This window comes from Nocardia rosealba, assembly GCF_020216065.1.
Taxonomy (GTDB): domain Bacteria; phylum Actinomycetota; class Actinomycetes; order Mycobacteriales; family Mycobacteriaceae; genus Nocardia; species Nocardia rosealba.
Window position 1 is genome coordinate 1,053,573 of the sequence record NZ_JAIWNA010000002.1, and the last position, 14,508, is coordinate 1,068,080.

The window sequence follows — 14,508 nt, forward strand, 5'->3', positions numbered from 1 at the left end:
CCGTTCGCCCGCAACACTTCACCGCCCGAGGGATCGAGGTAGCAATGTCGCCACGTCACCAGCTCTACATCGGCGGGGAATGGGTACGCCCGTCGACCGGCGCGACCATCGAGGTGATCTCACCGCACACCGAGCAGGTGATCGCCCGCGTCGCCGACCCGGCGCAGGCCGATATCGACCGTGCGGTCGCGGCCGCCCGCCGCGCGTTCGACACCGGACCGTGGCCGCGGCTGGCCCCGGCGGAGCGGGTAGCGCTGGTCCGGCGCCTGGCCGAGGCCTACCGTGCGCGGGAAGAGGAACTGGCGCAACTCATCACGGCCGAGATGGGCGCGCCGATCACCTTCGCCCGCTCGGCACACGCGAGGCTGCCCGGCGTCATGATGCGCGCCTTCGCCGACACCGCGGCGGGCTACCGCTGGCAGGAGACCAGAACCGGATTCCTCGGCCGCGACGTGGTGGTCCGCCACGAGCCGGTGGGTGTCGTCGCCGCGATCATTCCCTGGAACATGCCGATGTTCCTGACCGTCGCGAAGCTGATCCCGGCCCTGCTGGCCGGCTGCACGGTGGTGCTCAAACCGTCGCCGGAGACGCCGCTCGACGCCCGGCACATGGCCGAACTGCTCGATCAGGTCGGGCTGCCACCCGGCGTGGTCAGCATTCTGCCCGGCGGCCGCGAGGTGGGCCGCCATCTGGTCGCGCACCCGGGCGTGGACAAGGTCTCGTTCACCGGTTCCACCCCCGCGGGCAGGCAGGTGGCCCAGGTGTGCGGATCGGCGCTGCGGCGGGTCAGCCTGGAACTGGGCGGTAAATCCGCCGCAATCGTGCTCGACGACGCCGACCCGGCGGCCGTCGCCACCGGCATGATGGTCGCCGGTCTGATGAACGGTGGACAGGCCTGTGTCGCCCAGACCCGGATCCTGGTTCCCGTGCATCGGGCGACCGAGTTCGCCGACGCGCTGGTGGCCGAAGTCGAAAACCTCTGTGTCGGTGACCCGTTCGATCCCGCGACCCGTGTCGGGCCGATGGTCTCGCAGCGTCAGCAGCAGCGCGTCCGCGCCTATATCGACCTGGGGCTGCGCAGCGGTGCCCGGCTGCTCGTCGGCGGCACCGGACTGCCCGACGGTATCGACCGTGGTTGGTACATCCGGCCGACGCTGTTCGCGGGCGTGGACAACAGCATGCGGATCGCCCGGGAGGAGATCTTCGGTCCCGTCCTGAGCCTGATCGCCTACACCGACGACGAGCACGCCGTGGCGCTTGCCAACGACAGCGAGTACGGGCTGTCGGGATCGGTCTGGTCCCCCGACATCGAACGCGCGACGGCGGTGGCGCGCCGGGTGCGCACGGGCACCCTCGGCATCAACGAGCCGTACAGCATGGACCCCGTCGCACCATTCGGCGGCATGAAGAACAGCGGAATCGGCCGCGAATTCGGTACTGAGGGGCTCGCGGGCTACCTCGACACGATGTCACTGTCGATCCGACCAGCGGCAGCGAATTCCGCAGTGCCACAAACCGTTACCGCAGCGCCGACGGCCAGCCGACCGCAGCAGGTAGACCGCTCATGAGCGCCCGGATGTCACGGCAGCTTGATCGCCGACATGTACATCTCGAGAATCGGACCGTAGAGATCGACGCCGTCGAGCTTGGTGCCGAGCACCACCGAGGGTGTCGTATGGATGAGCACCCGCGCCATCGTCATCGGTGGGATCAGCGAGGTCGCGCCGATGCGCTTGAGATTCTCGATGATGAAGCGCCCCAACGCTTCCACGGTTTCTTCCTGCCGGGCGGCCACCCGCTCACGCACTTCCGGGTTGCGCAACAGGTACAGGGTGAACTCCATGCCGAGCGCGGCGTGTTCGGTACCCCGGTCGGCGCCGAGCCTGCGCCACAGCTCCCCCACCCGATCCAACTCCTCGGGCCCCAAGTTCGACGCCGCGGCGAGCACCTCGGTGAAAGTGTCGAAGTAGCGCTGCATGTAGCGGTCGTTCACCTCGAGGAAGAGCTCTTCCTTGGTGGCGAAGTGCTTGTAGATCGCGCCCTTGGTGTAGCCGGCGGCATGGGCGATGTCGTCGAGTGTCGCCGCCGCGAAACCCTTTTCGGCGAATACCTCTTGGGCGGCATCCAGGAGCAGACCCCTGGTGTGCTCGAGTCTCCGCTCTCTGGTCCAACGCTCAGCCATGCCAGCGAGTATGCCACGAATCTCAGAAACTCCTCGGAATCTGAGATCCCAACTGGTATATTTCCATTCGTAGAGATTCCTCACAATTCAAAATCAGGAGGTGCGCCGTGAGCGGACCGTCGGCGCCGAAAAAGGGAACCACCGTCACCGAGCCACTCGGCAATGTGGCCACCCTCGGCGCGAAAATTCAGTCGACAAGCAAAGCAGTCAAGATCTGGGCCACCCTCGGCGGCGCCATTCTCGCGCTCCAGATATATGTGTGGCTGCGCTGGATCACCGGCCCCAATTTCGAGCGGGTCCCCACCGGACCGAGCGACCCGCCCACCTTCATGAAGGTGATTCTCAGCGTATGGACCGGCGTCATCCTGCTCGGGCTACCGGTGGGCATCTATTTCTTCATCGTCCGGCCCTGGCGGCGGGAGCGGCGGATAACGCTCGACGGTATGCTGCTGGTGGCCTGTGGCCTCATGTTCTTCCAGGATCCCCTGCTGAACTACTTCAATACGTGGAGTACGTACAACACCTGGATGTTCAACATGGGCTCGTGGGTGCAGGACGTACCGGGCTGGCAATCCTATGGCGAACCCGGTGCGATGATGGCCGAACCGATCCTGATGAACGCACCGGGATATTCGTACGGCGTGCTGCTGTGCACCATTCTCGGCTGCTGGGTGATGCGTAAGACCAAACAGCGCTTCCCCGGCATCAATACGGGCGGACTGATCGGTGTCCTGATCGTGTGGACATTCTTCTTCGATCTCGTCATCGAGGGCCTTTTCCTGATGCCGATGGGTCTTTTCACCTATCCCGGCGCATTGCAGGACTGGTCGATCAATGCCGGCACCTATTACCAGTGGCCGTTGTACGAGGGCCTCATGTGGGGTGGTGTGCAGGCGGGCCTGTGCGCCCTGCGCTACTTCACCGACGATCGTGGCCGCACATTCGTCGAACGCGGCCTGGACCAGATCCAGGGCGGTTTCGTGAAACAGCAGTTCATCCGATTCCTCGCGATTTTCGCGGCGGTGAGCACCTTCTTCTTCGTCTGCTACAACATTCCCGCGCAGTTCTTCGCGCTGCATACCGATCCGTGGCCCGAGGACATCCAGAAGCGGTCCTACTTCAACATGGGCATCTGCGGCGACGGCACCGACCGGCTCTGCCCGCACCCCGATCTTCCGGTTCCGTTCCGCAACAGCGGATACATCGATTCCAGCGGCCGGCTCGTCCTACCCGAAGGCGCCGAACTCCCGAAGATCGTGCCCTTCGCCGATACCGACAAAGGAAAATGAGATGACCAGTCGACCCAGCGCTGTGCTCGACGTCCCGCAGGTACCGTTCTACCGCTCTGTCGGCAATGAGGTCGAGGTGTTCCGTGCGGCGGCCGCGGGTGGTCTGCCGCTGCTGCTCAAGGGCCCGACCGGATGTGGCAAGACCCGGTTCGTGGAGACGATGGCCACCGAACTCGGCCGCGAGCTCGTCACGGTGGCCGGCCACGAGGACATGACCTCCGCCGATCTGGTCGGCCGCTTCCTGCTCAAAGGCGGCGAAACCGTCTGGGTGGACGGCCCTTTGACGCGGGCGGTGCGCACGGGCGCGATCTTCTACCTCGACGAAGTGGTCGAGGCGCGCCAGGACACGACCGTGGTGATCCACCCCCTCGCCGACCACCGTCGCGAACTCCCCGTCGACCGGCTCGGCCAAACCCTGCGGGCGGCACCGGGATTCCAGCTGGTGATCTCCTACAACCCCGGCTACCAGAGCGTTCTGAAGAACCTCAAGGAGTCGACCCGGCAGCGGTTCGTCGCCATCGAACTCGGATTCCCACCGCCGGAGATCGAGCGGGAGGTGGTGGCGCACGAGGCAGGCGTCGACGCCGAGACGGCGCGTGCCCTGGTCGCGCTCGGCACCGCCATCAGGAATCTGGACAACTCACCGCTGCGTGAGGTGTCCTCCACCCGGATGCTGATCCTCGCCGGTGGGCTCGTCGCGGGCGGGCTCGACCTGCGCGGTGCCGTGCAGTCGGCCGTGGTGCAGGCCCTGTCCGACGACGCCGACATCATCAGTGCGCTCGGTGAACTCGTCGACGCCGTCCTTCCGCCGTCATGACCGGCGACGACGATCCGCGCGGGCCCGCCCGGTTCCGGCTGCTCGCCACCTATCTGGCGGGCAGGTCGGTGGATATCGCCGAGCTGCCCGCCGGGGGATCCCCGTTCACGGACGGCCGGATCATCTACGTGTCCCCCGACGGTGAGCAGCGCCACGAAGTACTTGTCCAGGCCGCGCTGCTCGGCGCCGGGAGCCTCGATCCGGCACTGGTGAAGTCGCTGCGGGGACGGCCCTCTACGGCGCGCCGGTACCTGTCCCTCGAAGGTCATCGCGTGCTCACCGACCTCGCCCGCCGCGTTCCGCTGGCGGCCACCCTCGAACTCGACGGCAGGCCACCGACCGCGAGCGCCGCGGATTCGCTCGCCGCGGCCAAAGGCAAAGGCGCGGTGACTGCTCCGCCGACGTGGTTCGGCACGATCAGACCCTCCCGTCTCGTATCGGTCGATCCCGGGCCCGGTGCCCGGGCCTCCGACCGCGAGCTGCGCCTGGAATTCGACCTCGGTGCCCTCCCGGACGCCGGCGACGAGGTCGAGGACAGCGTGGAGAAGTCCGAGGAGAGCAAGATCCTGAAGCTGTTCGAGAACCCACTGTTCAGCGGCAAATCGGTGATGGACTTCTTCCGCAAGACCATGGGCAATTCGCGTTCCGACGGCGACGGCGCCGCGGGCACCGAGACACCGGTGAGCGCGGTTCGCCGGGCACGCACGGCCGGACCGCATGCCCGCCCGCTGCCCACCCCGATCAGGTTCACCGATGCCGAAACACCCGGTGCCGCAGCCGGAATCGGTGGGGCACTGCATCCGGAGTGGGATGTGTTCGGCAACCGGTACAAGCCGCAATGGTGCCGGGTGATCGACTTTCCGCTCACCGTCCCCGCCGACATCGCGGCCGCACGAGTGCCGGAGGACGATGTGCTCCGGCGCCGGCTGGCTCGCGTCGGCCTGGGGCCGAAGGTGTTGCGTGGGCGGGCCGACGGCGACGAGCTCGATCTCGAGGCGCTCATCGATCTGTTCGTCGACCTGCGCTCGGGTTATTCGCGACCGGAACACGTCTACCTCGAGCACCGCAAGCTGGACCGCAACCTCGGTGTGCTGATCCTGCTCGACGCCTCCGGCTCGTCGACCGACGCCGACCAGGCGGGCCTGTCGGTGCACGAACACCAGCGACGCGCGGCGGCCACCCTGGCCGCCACGCTCGAGGAGCTCGGTGACCGGGTCGCGGTGTACGCCTTCCGGTCCGAGGGCAGGCACGCGGTGCATCTGCCCGCGATCAAGACCTTCGATCAGCGCTTCGGCGCCGTCGGCCGGGCCCGGCTCAATCAGCTCCAGCCCGCGAACTACACGCGCCTCGGTGCCGGGATTCGCGGCGCGGGAGAAATCCTGAAGAACGAAGCGGGGACACAGAACCGGCTGCTGATCGTGCTGTCGGACGGATGCCCCTACGACGACGGGTACGAGGGGCACTACGCCGAGGCCGATGCCGCCAAGGCGCTCGAGGAGTTGCGGGCCGACGGCGTCGCCTGCCTGTGCTTGTCGATCGGGTCGACCACCTCCCCCGACGCCCTCGAACGAGTCTTCGGCACGGCAGGCCATGCCGGGGCGGCGACGCTGAGCGAATTGAGTCCTCGCATGGACGAGCTGTTCCTGTCCTCGCTTCGGGAACTCGCCGCGCCCGTCCCGCGATAGCGCGACACCGGAAAGAGAGGGGCTTGCCATGGAACCCAGCGCATCCGCGGTCGCCGAGATCAAGGACTGGTCCAAGGACTACACCCGGCGCCACCCGATCGCCTCGCTGCGGACGGTCGGCAGACAGGTCGAGCTCGGCAGGCGGGCGTTTCGCCATCTCGTCACCGACATCGCCACCCGGCGGTTCCCGTTCGACGAGTTCGTCGGGCAGGCGATGTTCATGGTGAAGACCTCCCTGCTCCCGACCGTGGCCGTTGCCCTGCCGATCAGTGCCACGCTGTCCATCCAATTCGGCCTGCTCGCAGGGCAAGTCGGTGCCACCGCACTGGCCGGGGCCGCCAGCGGCCTGGCCGTCATCCGGCAGTCGGCTCCCCTGGTGACCGCCATCCTGCTGGCGGCGGCCGTCGGTTCGGCACTGTGCGCCGACCTGGGTTCACGCAAGATCCGCGAGGAGATCGACGCGATGGAAGTGATGGGGGTGTCGGTACTACGCAGGCTCGTGGTGCCGCGGCTGGCCGCCGGGATCATCATCGCGATGGCGCTCACCGCCGTGAGCTGTTTCGTCGGCTTCCTGGCCGGCTACCTGTTCAACGTCTATGTCCAGGACGGCACACCGGGCAGCTACATGGAGACCTTCTCCTCGTTCGCCACCGCCGGTGACCTGTATCTGGCGATGGTCAAGGCCGCGGTGTTCGGGGTGATCGTCGTCGTCATCGCGTGCGAGAAGGGCCTCAACACCCGTGGTGGGCCGGGTGGGGTGGCGAACTCGGTGAACGCCGCCGTGGTCGCCTCGATCGTCGCGCTGATGGTCGTCAACCTGGGCTTCACCCAGCTCTACACGATGCTGTTCCCGAGGACGACACTGTAATGGCCAGCGTCTACCGCCCACCGGGTGTCCGGACCGTGCTTGTCGTGCTGTCGGGACCGTGGCGCGTCGTCATCCAGTTCGGGCACATGGTCACGTTCTTCGTGCGGGCGGTACTCTCGATCCCGATCGCGCTGCGGCACTACAGTCGCGAATCGCTGCGCATCCTGTCCGATGTGACCTGGGGCAACGGCTCACTCATCGTCGGCGGTGGGACGGCGGGGGTGATGATCATCCTCGGCGCCGCCGCGGGCGGCATCGTCGGAATCGAGGGTTTCAACGCGCTGAAGCTGCTCGGCATGGAGCCGGCGACCGGGATGATCGCGGCGACCGCCGCGACGCGTGAGCTCGCCCCGATCATGGCCTCGATCGCCTTCGCCGCACAGGCGGGTTGCCGGTTCACCGCCCAGCTGGGTGCCATGCGGATTGCCGAGGAGATCGACGCCCTCGACGCGATCGCGATCCGCCCGGTGCCCTTCCTGGTCTCGACGCGGCTGATCGCCTCGATCGTCGCGGTGATCCCGTTGTTCCTCGCCGCGCTGGCCGCCGACTACCTGGCCGTCGAACTGTTCGTCGGAATCGTCGGCGGTCAGTCGTTCGGCACCTACGCCCACTATTTCGATCTGGTGCTCAGCGGCACCGATGTCGTGTATTCGCTCCTGAAGGCCGTCGTGTTCGTCACCATCACCACCACCATCCAGTGCTATTTCGGCTATTACGCCCGGGGCGGACCACAGGGCGTCGGGGTCGCGGCCGGGCGGGCGATGCGCGCGAGCATCACGGTGATGATCTCGGTGAATCTGTTGATGACGTTGGCGCTGTGGGGTTTCGACGCCGGCTCGCGGATCAGTGGGTAGCGCGATGGCGATAGTGTTCGAATCCGACGACCGGCACCTGAGCAACGCGGGCCTGTTCGTGCGCGGGGTGGCCGCGCTGAGCGTGGTCGTCGCGACCGTCGGGGCGATGATCGCTCGATCCGAGGGCGCGTTCACCGAGACCGTCGAGGTCACCGCGATGCTCGTCGACGTGGGCGACGGCTTGCCGCAACGATCCGACGTCAAGTACCGGGGCGTACTGGTCGGCACCGTGCGCGCGGTGGAGCCCGCGGATCGCGGAGCGCCCAACAGGATTCGCATCGAGCTGCTGCCCGAACACGCGGCGGGTATCCCCTCGACGGTGACCGCGCGCGTCGTCCCGAGCAATGTCTTCGCCGTGCCGTCGGTGCAGCTCATCGACAACGGCCCGGGTACCCCGCTGACGCCGGGTGCGTCGATCCCCGAGGACCGCAGCCGGGCGAGCGTGCAGCTGCAGACCTCACTCACCGCGCTGAGCCGCATCGCCGACGCGGTCGGCCGTCCCGAATCCGACCCGACCGTCGGGATTCTGGAGACGCTCGAGCGCGCGACCCGAGGTCGTGGCGCCGACGCGGCGGCGGCCGCCACCCAGCTCGAACGGATCGTGCGGGCCTACCGGGCCGAGGCGTCGGGCGGGGACGACACCACCTCCTTGCTCACCGGACTGACCGAGGCCGTGCACGGCCTCCGTGACGCCGCGCCCGATCTGCTTGCCGCACTGCACAATGCGGTCGTGCCGTTGCGCACCGTGGCCGAGCAGCGAGCCCGGCTCACCGAACTGCTCACCGCGGGCGTCGCCACCGGCGAGAAGGTCGGCACCGCGCTGAACAACCGAACCGATTCGATCATCGACCTGAATTCGAGGCTGGGCCCGGTCCTGGCGGTCCTCGCCGCGGGCAGCGGCAATTTCGTGCAGATGACCACCTCGCAGACCCGGATCGCGACCGTGTTCGCACACGACTTCTGGCAGCCCGACACCCAGAGCGGCACCGCCAAGGTGATCGTCGAACTCACCCCGCACAAGCAGTACACCCGCACCGACTGTCCCCGCTACGGCGAACTGGCCGGTGCGAGCTGCGCGAACGGACCCGCCGCGGGTCCGCCGGTGATCGGTGCCGCCGATCAGCCGGTGACCGCCCTCGACCAGCGCGCGATCATCGCCGAAAGCCTCGGTCTGCCAACGGAAGCCGTCGACCTGGCCGACCTCTTCGGTTTGCTCGTCCCTGCCCCACCAGCTGGAGAACCACGGTGAAACACAGACGCGATCTCGTCGGCCTGACCGCATTCCTGCTCGTCGCCGCCCTGCTGACCTGGATGGTCCGGGTGACGCTGCAACGCGATGTCCCCGGCGACACCCACGCGTATTCCGCTGTGTTCAGCGATGTTTCGGGGCTGCGGGTCGGTGACGACGTGCGCGTCGCGGGCGTGCAGGTGGGACGGGTCGACTCGATCGACATCGACGGACCGCACGCCGTGGTGGGTTTCCGGCTGCAACGCGAGCACACGGTGTACGACAACACCATCGCCTCGGTGATCTACCAGAACCTGATCGGGCAGCGCTATCTCGGCCTCTCGCGGGGCGCGGAAGGTGAGGCCGCTCCCCTGGCGCCCGGCGCGCGCATCCCACTCGAGCGCACCGAACCGTCCTTCGATCTGTCGGGTCTGCTCAACGGTTTCCAGCCACTGTTCAGCGCGCTCGACCCCCACGACGTCGACAACCTGACCGCCGCCCTGATCCGCGCGCTCCAAGGCGACGACGGCGCGGTCGCCGCGCTGATCACCGAGACCGCGACGCTGGTGCAGACCTTCGCCGGACCCGACCAGGTGCTCGGCGCCCTCATCGACAACCTCTCGGCGGTGATGAGCGCCCTCGCCGGGCAGACCGGCGGACTGCGGACGACCATCGCCCAGACCCGCAAGATCTTCGAGGCACTCGAAACCAGCCGCGACACCCTGCTGGACCAGACCGCGCAGATCTCGACCGTGGTCGCCGATGCCGCCGCTGTCGTCGACGGCGCGGGACCCTCGCTCACGGAGTTCATGAACCGTGAACCCGGCTTCGCCAGTCATTTCGTGGACGGCAGAGAGCGTTTCGCGTTTCTCGGTTTCAATCTGCCGTCGCTGTTCCAGGCCATGATCCGGGCCACCGACGCGGGTGCGTTCGTCAACGCCTACGTCTGCGATATCGGTTTCAGCATCATCCCCGGCCTGGATCCGTTGATCGCCCAGATTCTCGGCGGCACTTCCCCGACTGGTCGGCCCCAGCATTCCGCGATCTGTAGGTAGGACCATGAACAAACCGTTTCGCGCGTTCACCCGCCTGTTCCCGGTCCCCGCACGCGCGGACCGGCACGCCGATTCCTCGCTGCGGACCGGTCTCGTCGCCGTCGGCTCGATGGTGCTTGTGCTGGTCGTGCTCGTGGTGGTCAATTCGCTGCATCTCGGATCGCGCACGGTGTCGGCCGATTTCGCACAGGCCGCGGGGATAGCCCCCGGTGACCCGGTGACCTGGGCGGGCATCCCGGTCGGCACTGTGACCGCGACCCGGTTGGCGGGTGACCACGTCGAGGTGGTGTTGACGATCGAGGAGGACATCGCCCTCGGCGCCGATACCTCGGCCGCGATCAAACTGACCACCCTGCTCGGCTCCCGCTATGTCGAACTGCGCTCCACCGGCGTCGGCGGGTTGGCCGACGACCGGATTCCGTTGTCGCGCACCGCTGTGCCCTACGACCTCGAGACCGCGCTGCAGGACGCGACGACCACCTTCGATCAGCTCGACGCCGACCAGATCGCCGAATCGATGACATCGCTGTCGCGCGGGTTGGAAGGCGTGCCGTCGCTGGTGCCGGGCATCCTGCGTGATATCCGCTCGCTGTCGAACGTCATCGCGACCCGACGCGACCAGATCGGCACCCTGCTGACCAGTACCGAGCAGGTCGGCACGGTGATCCGCGATCAGCAGGCCGAACTCGCGGCGGTGGTCACCCGCGGTGGGGCGGTGCTCCAGCAGATCCTGGCCCGCCAAGACGCGCTGCGCAGCCTACTGGCCGCGACGACCCGGCTGGTCGAGCGACTCGAACCGATCGTGGTCGGTGAGCACGCGGAGATCGAGCAGTTGCTGACCGACCTGCACGACATGACCGCGATGATCGCGGGCCACGACGAGCTGCTGCGCAACATCCTGGAAATCCTCCCGGTGCCGTGGCGCATGTTCGCCAACGCGACCGGCACGGGAGCCGAACTCACCGCCAACGCGCCCGACGGCGCTTTCGTCGACTCGTGGATGTGCGCGCTGAGCGCCCTCGCCGTCGAGGCCGGCCGGGCGCCCTACCTCGAGGACTGCCGATGAATGCGCTGCTGTCCACCCTGAAACTGGCCGTGGTCACCCTGACCGCCGCCTGCCTCGCCGGCTGCTCCTCCGGGGCAGGCGCGGACACCACAACTCTCACCGCCCATTTCGCCAACGCCAACGGTCTCTACGTGGGCAATGCCGTCTCGGTGCTCGGTATGCGGGTCGGCCGGATCGTGCGGATCGAGGCGCGCGGTACCGAGGTCGAAGTCGAGATGAGCGTCGACAGCGCGATCGCGCTGCCCGCCGACGTGCAGGCGGTGACGATCTCGGATTCGCTGCTCACCGATCGCCACATCGAACTCACCCCGGTGTACCGGGGCGGGCCGACCCTCCCGCCCGGCGCGGTGCTGGACCGGGCGTACACGAAGTCACCGGTCGAGTTCGACGCGTTGCTCTCGATGGCACAGCAGTTGTCGACTTCGCTGGGTGGTGACGGCACCGGCGCCGGGCCGGTGGCCGACCTGATCGACCTGGGCGCGGCCGCCACCGAGGGCAACGGCACGGACATGCGCGCCGCCCTCGACGAGCTCTCCCGCGCCCTGCGACTGGGCGACGACAACGGAACCGCCACCCGCGACGCAATCACCACCGTGGTCACCGAGCTCGACGAACTGACCGCCGCCGCCGCGCGCAACGACCGGACCCTGCGCGAATTCGGCGGTGCCGTGGCACAACTGAGCGACTTCCTGGCCGGGCAACAGCTGGGGACCGGTGACACCGGAGCGGCGGTGAACCGGATCGTCAACCAGGTCACCGAGCTGCTGCAGCGGCACAGGGGCACGATCTCCGGGCTCGTCGGCAATGCGAACACCCTGACCGGTTCCCTGGCCGCCTACGACTACAACCTCGCCCAGTTCCTCGACGTGTTCCCGATGGTCGTCGACAACGCCTACAACTCCGTCGACCCGAACGTGCGCGCCCTGCGGGCCGGAGTGGACGTCAACCGGATACTGCTCGACGGCCAGATGGTCAAGGAGATCTGCAATCTACTGCAGTTGCAGAGCCTGGGCTGCGCCACCGGAACCCTGCACGATATGGGCCCCGACTTCGGCATCACCGCCATCCTGTCGGGCATCGCGGAAAAGAGCGGCCGATGACGCGCCGGATTCTGCCGGGCCTGCTCACCGCGATCACGGTCGCCTGCACGGGCTGCGCGACGGGCCTGGATCGATTGCCGCTGCCCGCACCGGGTCTCGGCGGCGACACCTACACCCTCACGGCCACCTTCACCAACGCGCTGAATCTGCCCGCGCAGGCGAAGGTGACGCTAAACGGCGCCGAGATCGGCCGGGTCGAGTCGATGGCGGCCCGCGACTACACCGCCGTGGTGACACTGCGCATCACGGCGGCCGTGCGACTGCCGGTCGGCACGTCGGCGCAGTTGCGGTCGGCCACACCGATGGGCGATGTCTTCGTCGCGATGAAGCCACCGCCGGTGGTCGAGCCCGGCGCCGCCGTACTCGCCGACGGCGCGGCGATCGGGCCGGAGTCGACCTCGGCGGCCTCGACGATCGAGGAAATGCTCTCGCGCGCAGCACTTCTGGTGAACGGCGGCACCGTCGGGTACCTGACCACCGTGGTGGCCGCGCTCAGTGAGTACGTCGGCGGGCGCGGCGACCGACTCGCCGCACTGCTCGACGAGACCCGTGCCCTGCTCGGCATCCTCACCCAGCGATCCGATCAGATCAACGGTGTCCTCGGCTCCGCCACCGAGCTCACCGGGACGGTAGCCGCCGAGCAGGCGGCCCTCGCCGATGCCGTCGCTGCGGCCGGGCCCGCCGTCGAAGTCCTCGCCGAGAACACCGACGCGCTGGTCACCCTGGTGGATCGCGTGCACACGATCACCACCCAGCTGGCCAGGTTCCCCAGCGTGCGCGGCACCAACGACACGAGCATGGCCGCGAATATCAACACCCTGGCGTCCGGGCTCAATGCGGCGGCAACCAACCCGCAGGCCGACCTGAACGCGGTCAACGACATGATCAAGATCGTCCTCAAGATGATCAGCGGTCCCAACGGCCATGTCGCGGTGGACATCGCCCAACTGGCCGTCCCCGACCCGGCGAGCCCGGGCGGAGCCGGTGGCCGGGCACCCGACATCACCGACTGGACCGCCTTCGTCGGTTCGCTCCAGCACATGATCGCCCGGCTCGGCGGCCGCCTGGTCGGAGTGCCGCGATGACCGGGCGCGGCCCCGCCGAAGCACCCGCGCGCCTGCTCGTCGGGTTCGTCCGGGTGGCCCACCGTCACCGGTCGGCGGTGTCGTTGCTCGGGCTGCTCGCCGTCCTGGCCGGCGCCTGTTCGCACCTGCTGATCTCGACCTTCGGCATCGAACCGCTCGCGCGCCCCTATCGGGTCCGTGTCGAACTCGCGCAGTCCGGTGGGCTGTTGCCCGGCCAGGAGGTGACTCTGCGCGGTGTGCGGGTGGGGCGGGTCGATTCGGTGCGGGTGGTCGACGAGAAGGTGGTCGCCGTCGCCGCCATCGACGACGGCGTTCGGATCCCGGCGACCGGACGGGTCCGCGCCGCGGCCCTGTCGGCGGCGGGCGAGCAGTATCTGGATTTCGTGCCCGACACCGATGCCGGGCCGTACCTGGCCGAGGGGTCGGTGGTCACGCTCGACCGCACCTCCACCCCGGTTCCGATGGCGGACATGCTGCAAAGTCTCAGCGGCACCCTCGCCCAGATCGATCCCGAACGGCTCGCGACGATCTCGCGGGAGCTCGGGGTGAGCAGCGCGGGCCCCGACAAACTGGCGCAAATCATCGACGGCGGCACCTTCCTCGTGTCCACCCTCGACACCGTGTTGCCGAACACCGTGAACCTGTTGCGCAACAGCCGGGTAGTACTCACCGCCCTGCATGACGGGCGCGGCACGCTGCGCTCGACATCGGCGAATCTCGCGGCCGTCCTCGGCGGCACGGCCGCGATGACGGGTGGCTACGAGCGGCTGCTCGCGCAGACACCGCCGCTGCTCACCGAGCTCGATGCGGTGCTGGCCGAGAACTCGCCGACCATGGTCGCCTTGCTCGGCAATCTCGTCACCGTCTCCCAGGTGGCCTACTCCCGGATCCCCGCGCTCAACGAATTCTTCTTCCCCACCCAGCGTGCGGGATCGGCGCTCGACGCGGTCGCCTCGGCGTTCCACGACGGCGGTGTGTGGGCCCTGGCCAGCATCTACCCGCGCTACGCCTGCGACTACGACGTGCCGCGGCGCCCAGGGTCGGTGCCCGATTACGCGCAGCCGTATGTCAACGCGGACTGCACCGACCCGGACCCCACCCTCCTGCCGCGCGGCGCCCGCAACGCGCCACGCCCTGCCGACGACCCCGTTCGGCAACCCCCGCCCGCCGATCCTCTGCAAACCGCCACGCCCGCCCCGACCGGGCCGCTGACCGTCCCCACTCCCTACGGCGGCAGCTTCACGCCCGGCCCACGCTGACAACCACCCCGCTCAACCCT

13 protein-coding genes are annotated in these 14,508 nt (G+C 68.2%); 12 read left to right on the plus strand and 1 reads right to left on the minus strand.

Features of this window, described 5'->3' with window-relative positions; translation table 11 throughout:
* Nucleotides 1-44 precede the first annotated feature (44 nt).
* Nucleotides 45-1,568, plus strand: coding sequence for an aldehyde dehydrogenase (locus LDL21_RS11785; protein ID WP_225280031.1), 1,524 nt, complete (start codon nucleotides 45-47; stop codon nucleotides 1,566-1,568).
* An 11-nt stretch (nucleotides 1,569-1,579) separates the two neighbouring features.
* On the opposite strand, the gene LDL21_RS11790 is transcribed toward LDL21_RS11785, so the two are convergent.
* Nucleotides 1,580-2,182, minus strand: a complete 603-nt coding sequence (locus LDL21_RS11790; RefSeq protein ID WP_225280032.1) for a TetR/AcrR family transcriptional regulator — start codon at nucleotides 2,180-2,182, stop codon at nucleotides 1,580-1,582.
* Nucleotides 2,183-2,289: 107 nt separating this feature from the next.
* Between LDL21_RS11790 and LDL21_RS11795 the strand changes: the two genes are divergently transcribed.
* Genes LDL21_RS11795 through LDL21_RS11845 form a run of 11 tightly spaced genes read left to right on the plus strand, consistent with a single transcriptional unit; the run spans nucleotide 2,290 to nucleotide 14,488 of the window.
* Complete coding sequence (locus LDL21_RS11795; protein WP_181696058.1) at nucleotides 2,290-3,471, plus strand: spirocyclase AveC family protein; 1,182 nt, start codon at nucleotides 2,290-2,292, stop codon at nucleotides 3,469-3,471.
* A 1-nt stretch (nucleotide 3,472) separates the two neighbouring features.
* On the plus strand, nucleotides 3,473-4,288 hold the full coding sequence (locus LDL21_RS11800) for a CbbQ/NirQ/NorQ/GpvN family protein (RefSeq protein ID WP_225280033.1): 816 nt from the start codon (nucleotides 3,473-3,475) through the stop codon (nucleotides 4,286-4,288).
* Nucleotides 4,285-5,973 (plus strand): nitric oxide reductase activation protein NorD, encoded by a 1,689-nt coding sequence (locus LDL21_RS11805; protein WP_225280034.1) that lies wholly within the window; start codon nucleotides 4,285-4,287, stop codon nucleotides 5,971-5,973. Before LDL21_RS11800 ends, LDL21_RS11805 begins: the two co-directional genes overlap by 4 nt.
* 28 nt (nucleotides 5,974-6,001) lie before the next feature.
* Nucleotides 6,002-6,841 carry an MlaE family ABC transporter permease gene (locus LDL21_RS11810; protein WP_181696061.1) on the plus strand — a complete coding sequence of 280 codons (840 nt, stop codon included), beginning with the start codon at nucleotides 6,002-6,004 and terminating at the stop codon, nucleotides 6,839-6,841.
* Nucleotides 6,841-7,695, plus strand: coding sequence for an ABC transporter permease (locus tag LDL21_RS11815; protein ID WP_225280035.1), 855 nt, complete (start codon nucleotides 6,841-6,843; stop codon nucleotides 7,693-7,695). Before LDL21_RS11810 ends, LDL21_RS11815 begins: the two co-directional genes overlap by 1 nt.
* Nucleotides 7,696-7,699: 4 nt before the next feature.
* Entirely contained in the window at nucleotides 7,700-8,944 is a 1,245-nt protein-coding gene (locus LDL21_RS11820) for an MlaD family protein (protein ID WP_225280036.1), read from the plus strand.
* On the plus strand, nucleotides 8,941-9,978 hold the full coding sequence (locus tag LDL21_RS11825; RefSeq protein ID WP_225280037.1) for an MlaD family protein: 1,038 nt from the start codon (nucleotides 8,941-8,943) through the stop codon (nucleotides 9,976-9,978). The genes LDL21_RS11820 and LDL21_RS11825 overlap by 4 nt, the downstream gene beginning before the upstream one ends.
* Nucleotides 9,979-9,982: 4 nt before the next feature.
* Nucleotides 9,983-11,044: an MCE family protein gene (locus tag LDL21_RS11830; protein ID WP_225280038.1), complete on the plus strand. Its 1,062-nt coding sequence runs from the start codon at nucleotides 9,983-9,985 to the stop codon at nucleotides 11,042-11,044.
* Nucleotides 11,041-12,144 carry an MCE family protein gene (locus tag LDL21_RS11835; RefSeq protein WP_225280039.1) on the plus strand — a complete coding sequence of 368 codons (1,104 nt, stop codon included), beginning with the start codon at nucleotides 11,041-11,043 and terminating at the stop codon, nucleotides 12,142-12,144. Before LDL21_RS11830 ends, LDL21_RS11835 begins: the two co-directional genes overlap by 4 nt.
* Nucleotides 12,141-13,229, plus strand: a complete 1,089-nt coding sequence (locus tag LDL21_RS11840; protein WP_225280040.1) for an MlaD family protein — start codon at nucleotides 12,141-12,143, stop codon at nucleotides 13,227-13,229. Before LDL21_RS11835 ends, LDL21_RS11840 begins: the two co-directional genes overlap by 4 nt.
* The gene (locus LDL21_RS11845) at nucleotides 13,226-14,488 is read left to right on the plus strand and encodes an MlaD family protein (RefSeq protein WP_225280041.1); all 1,263 of its coding nucleotides are present in this window, start codon (nucleotides 13,226-13,228) and stop codon (nucleotides 14,486-14,488) included. The genes LDL21_RS11840 and LDL21_RS11845 overlap by 4 nt, the downstream gene beginning before the upstream one ends.
* Nucleotides 14,489-14,508 lie beyond the last annotated feature (20 nt).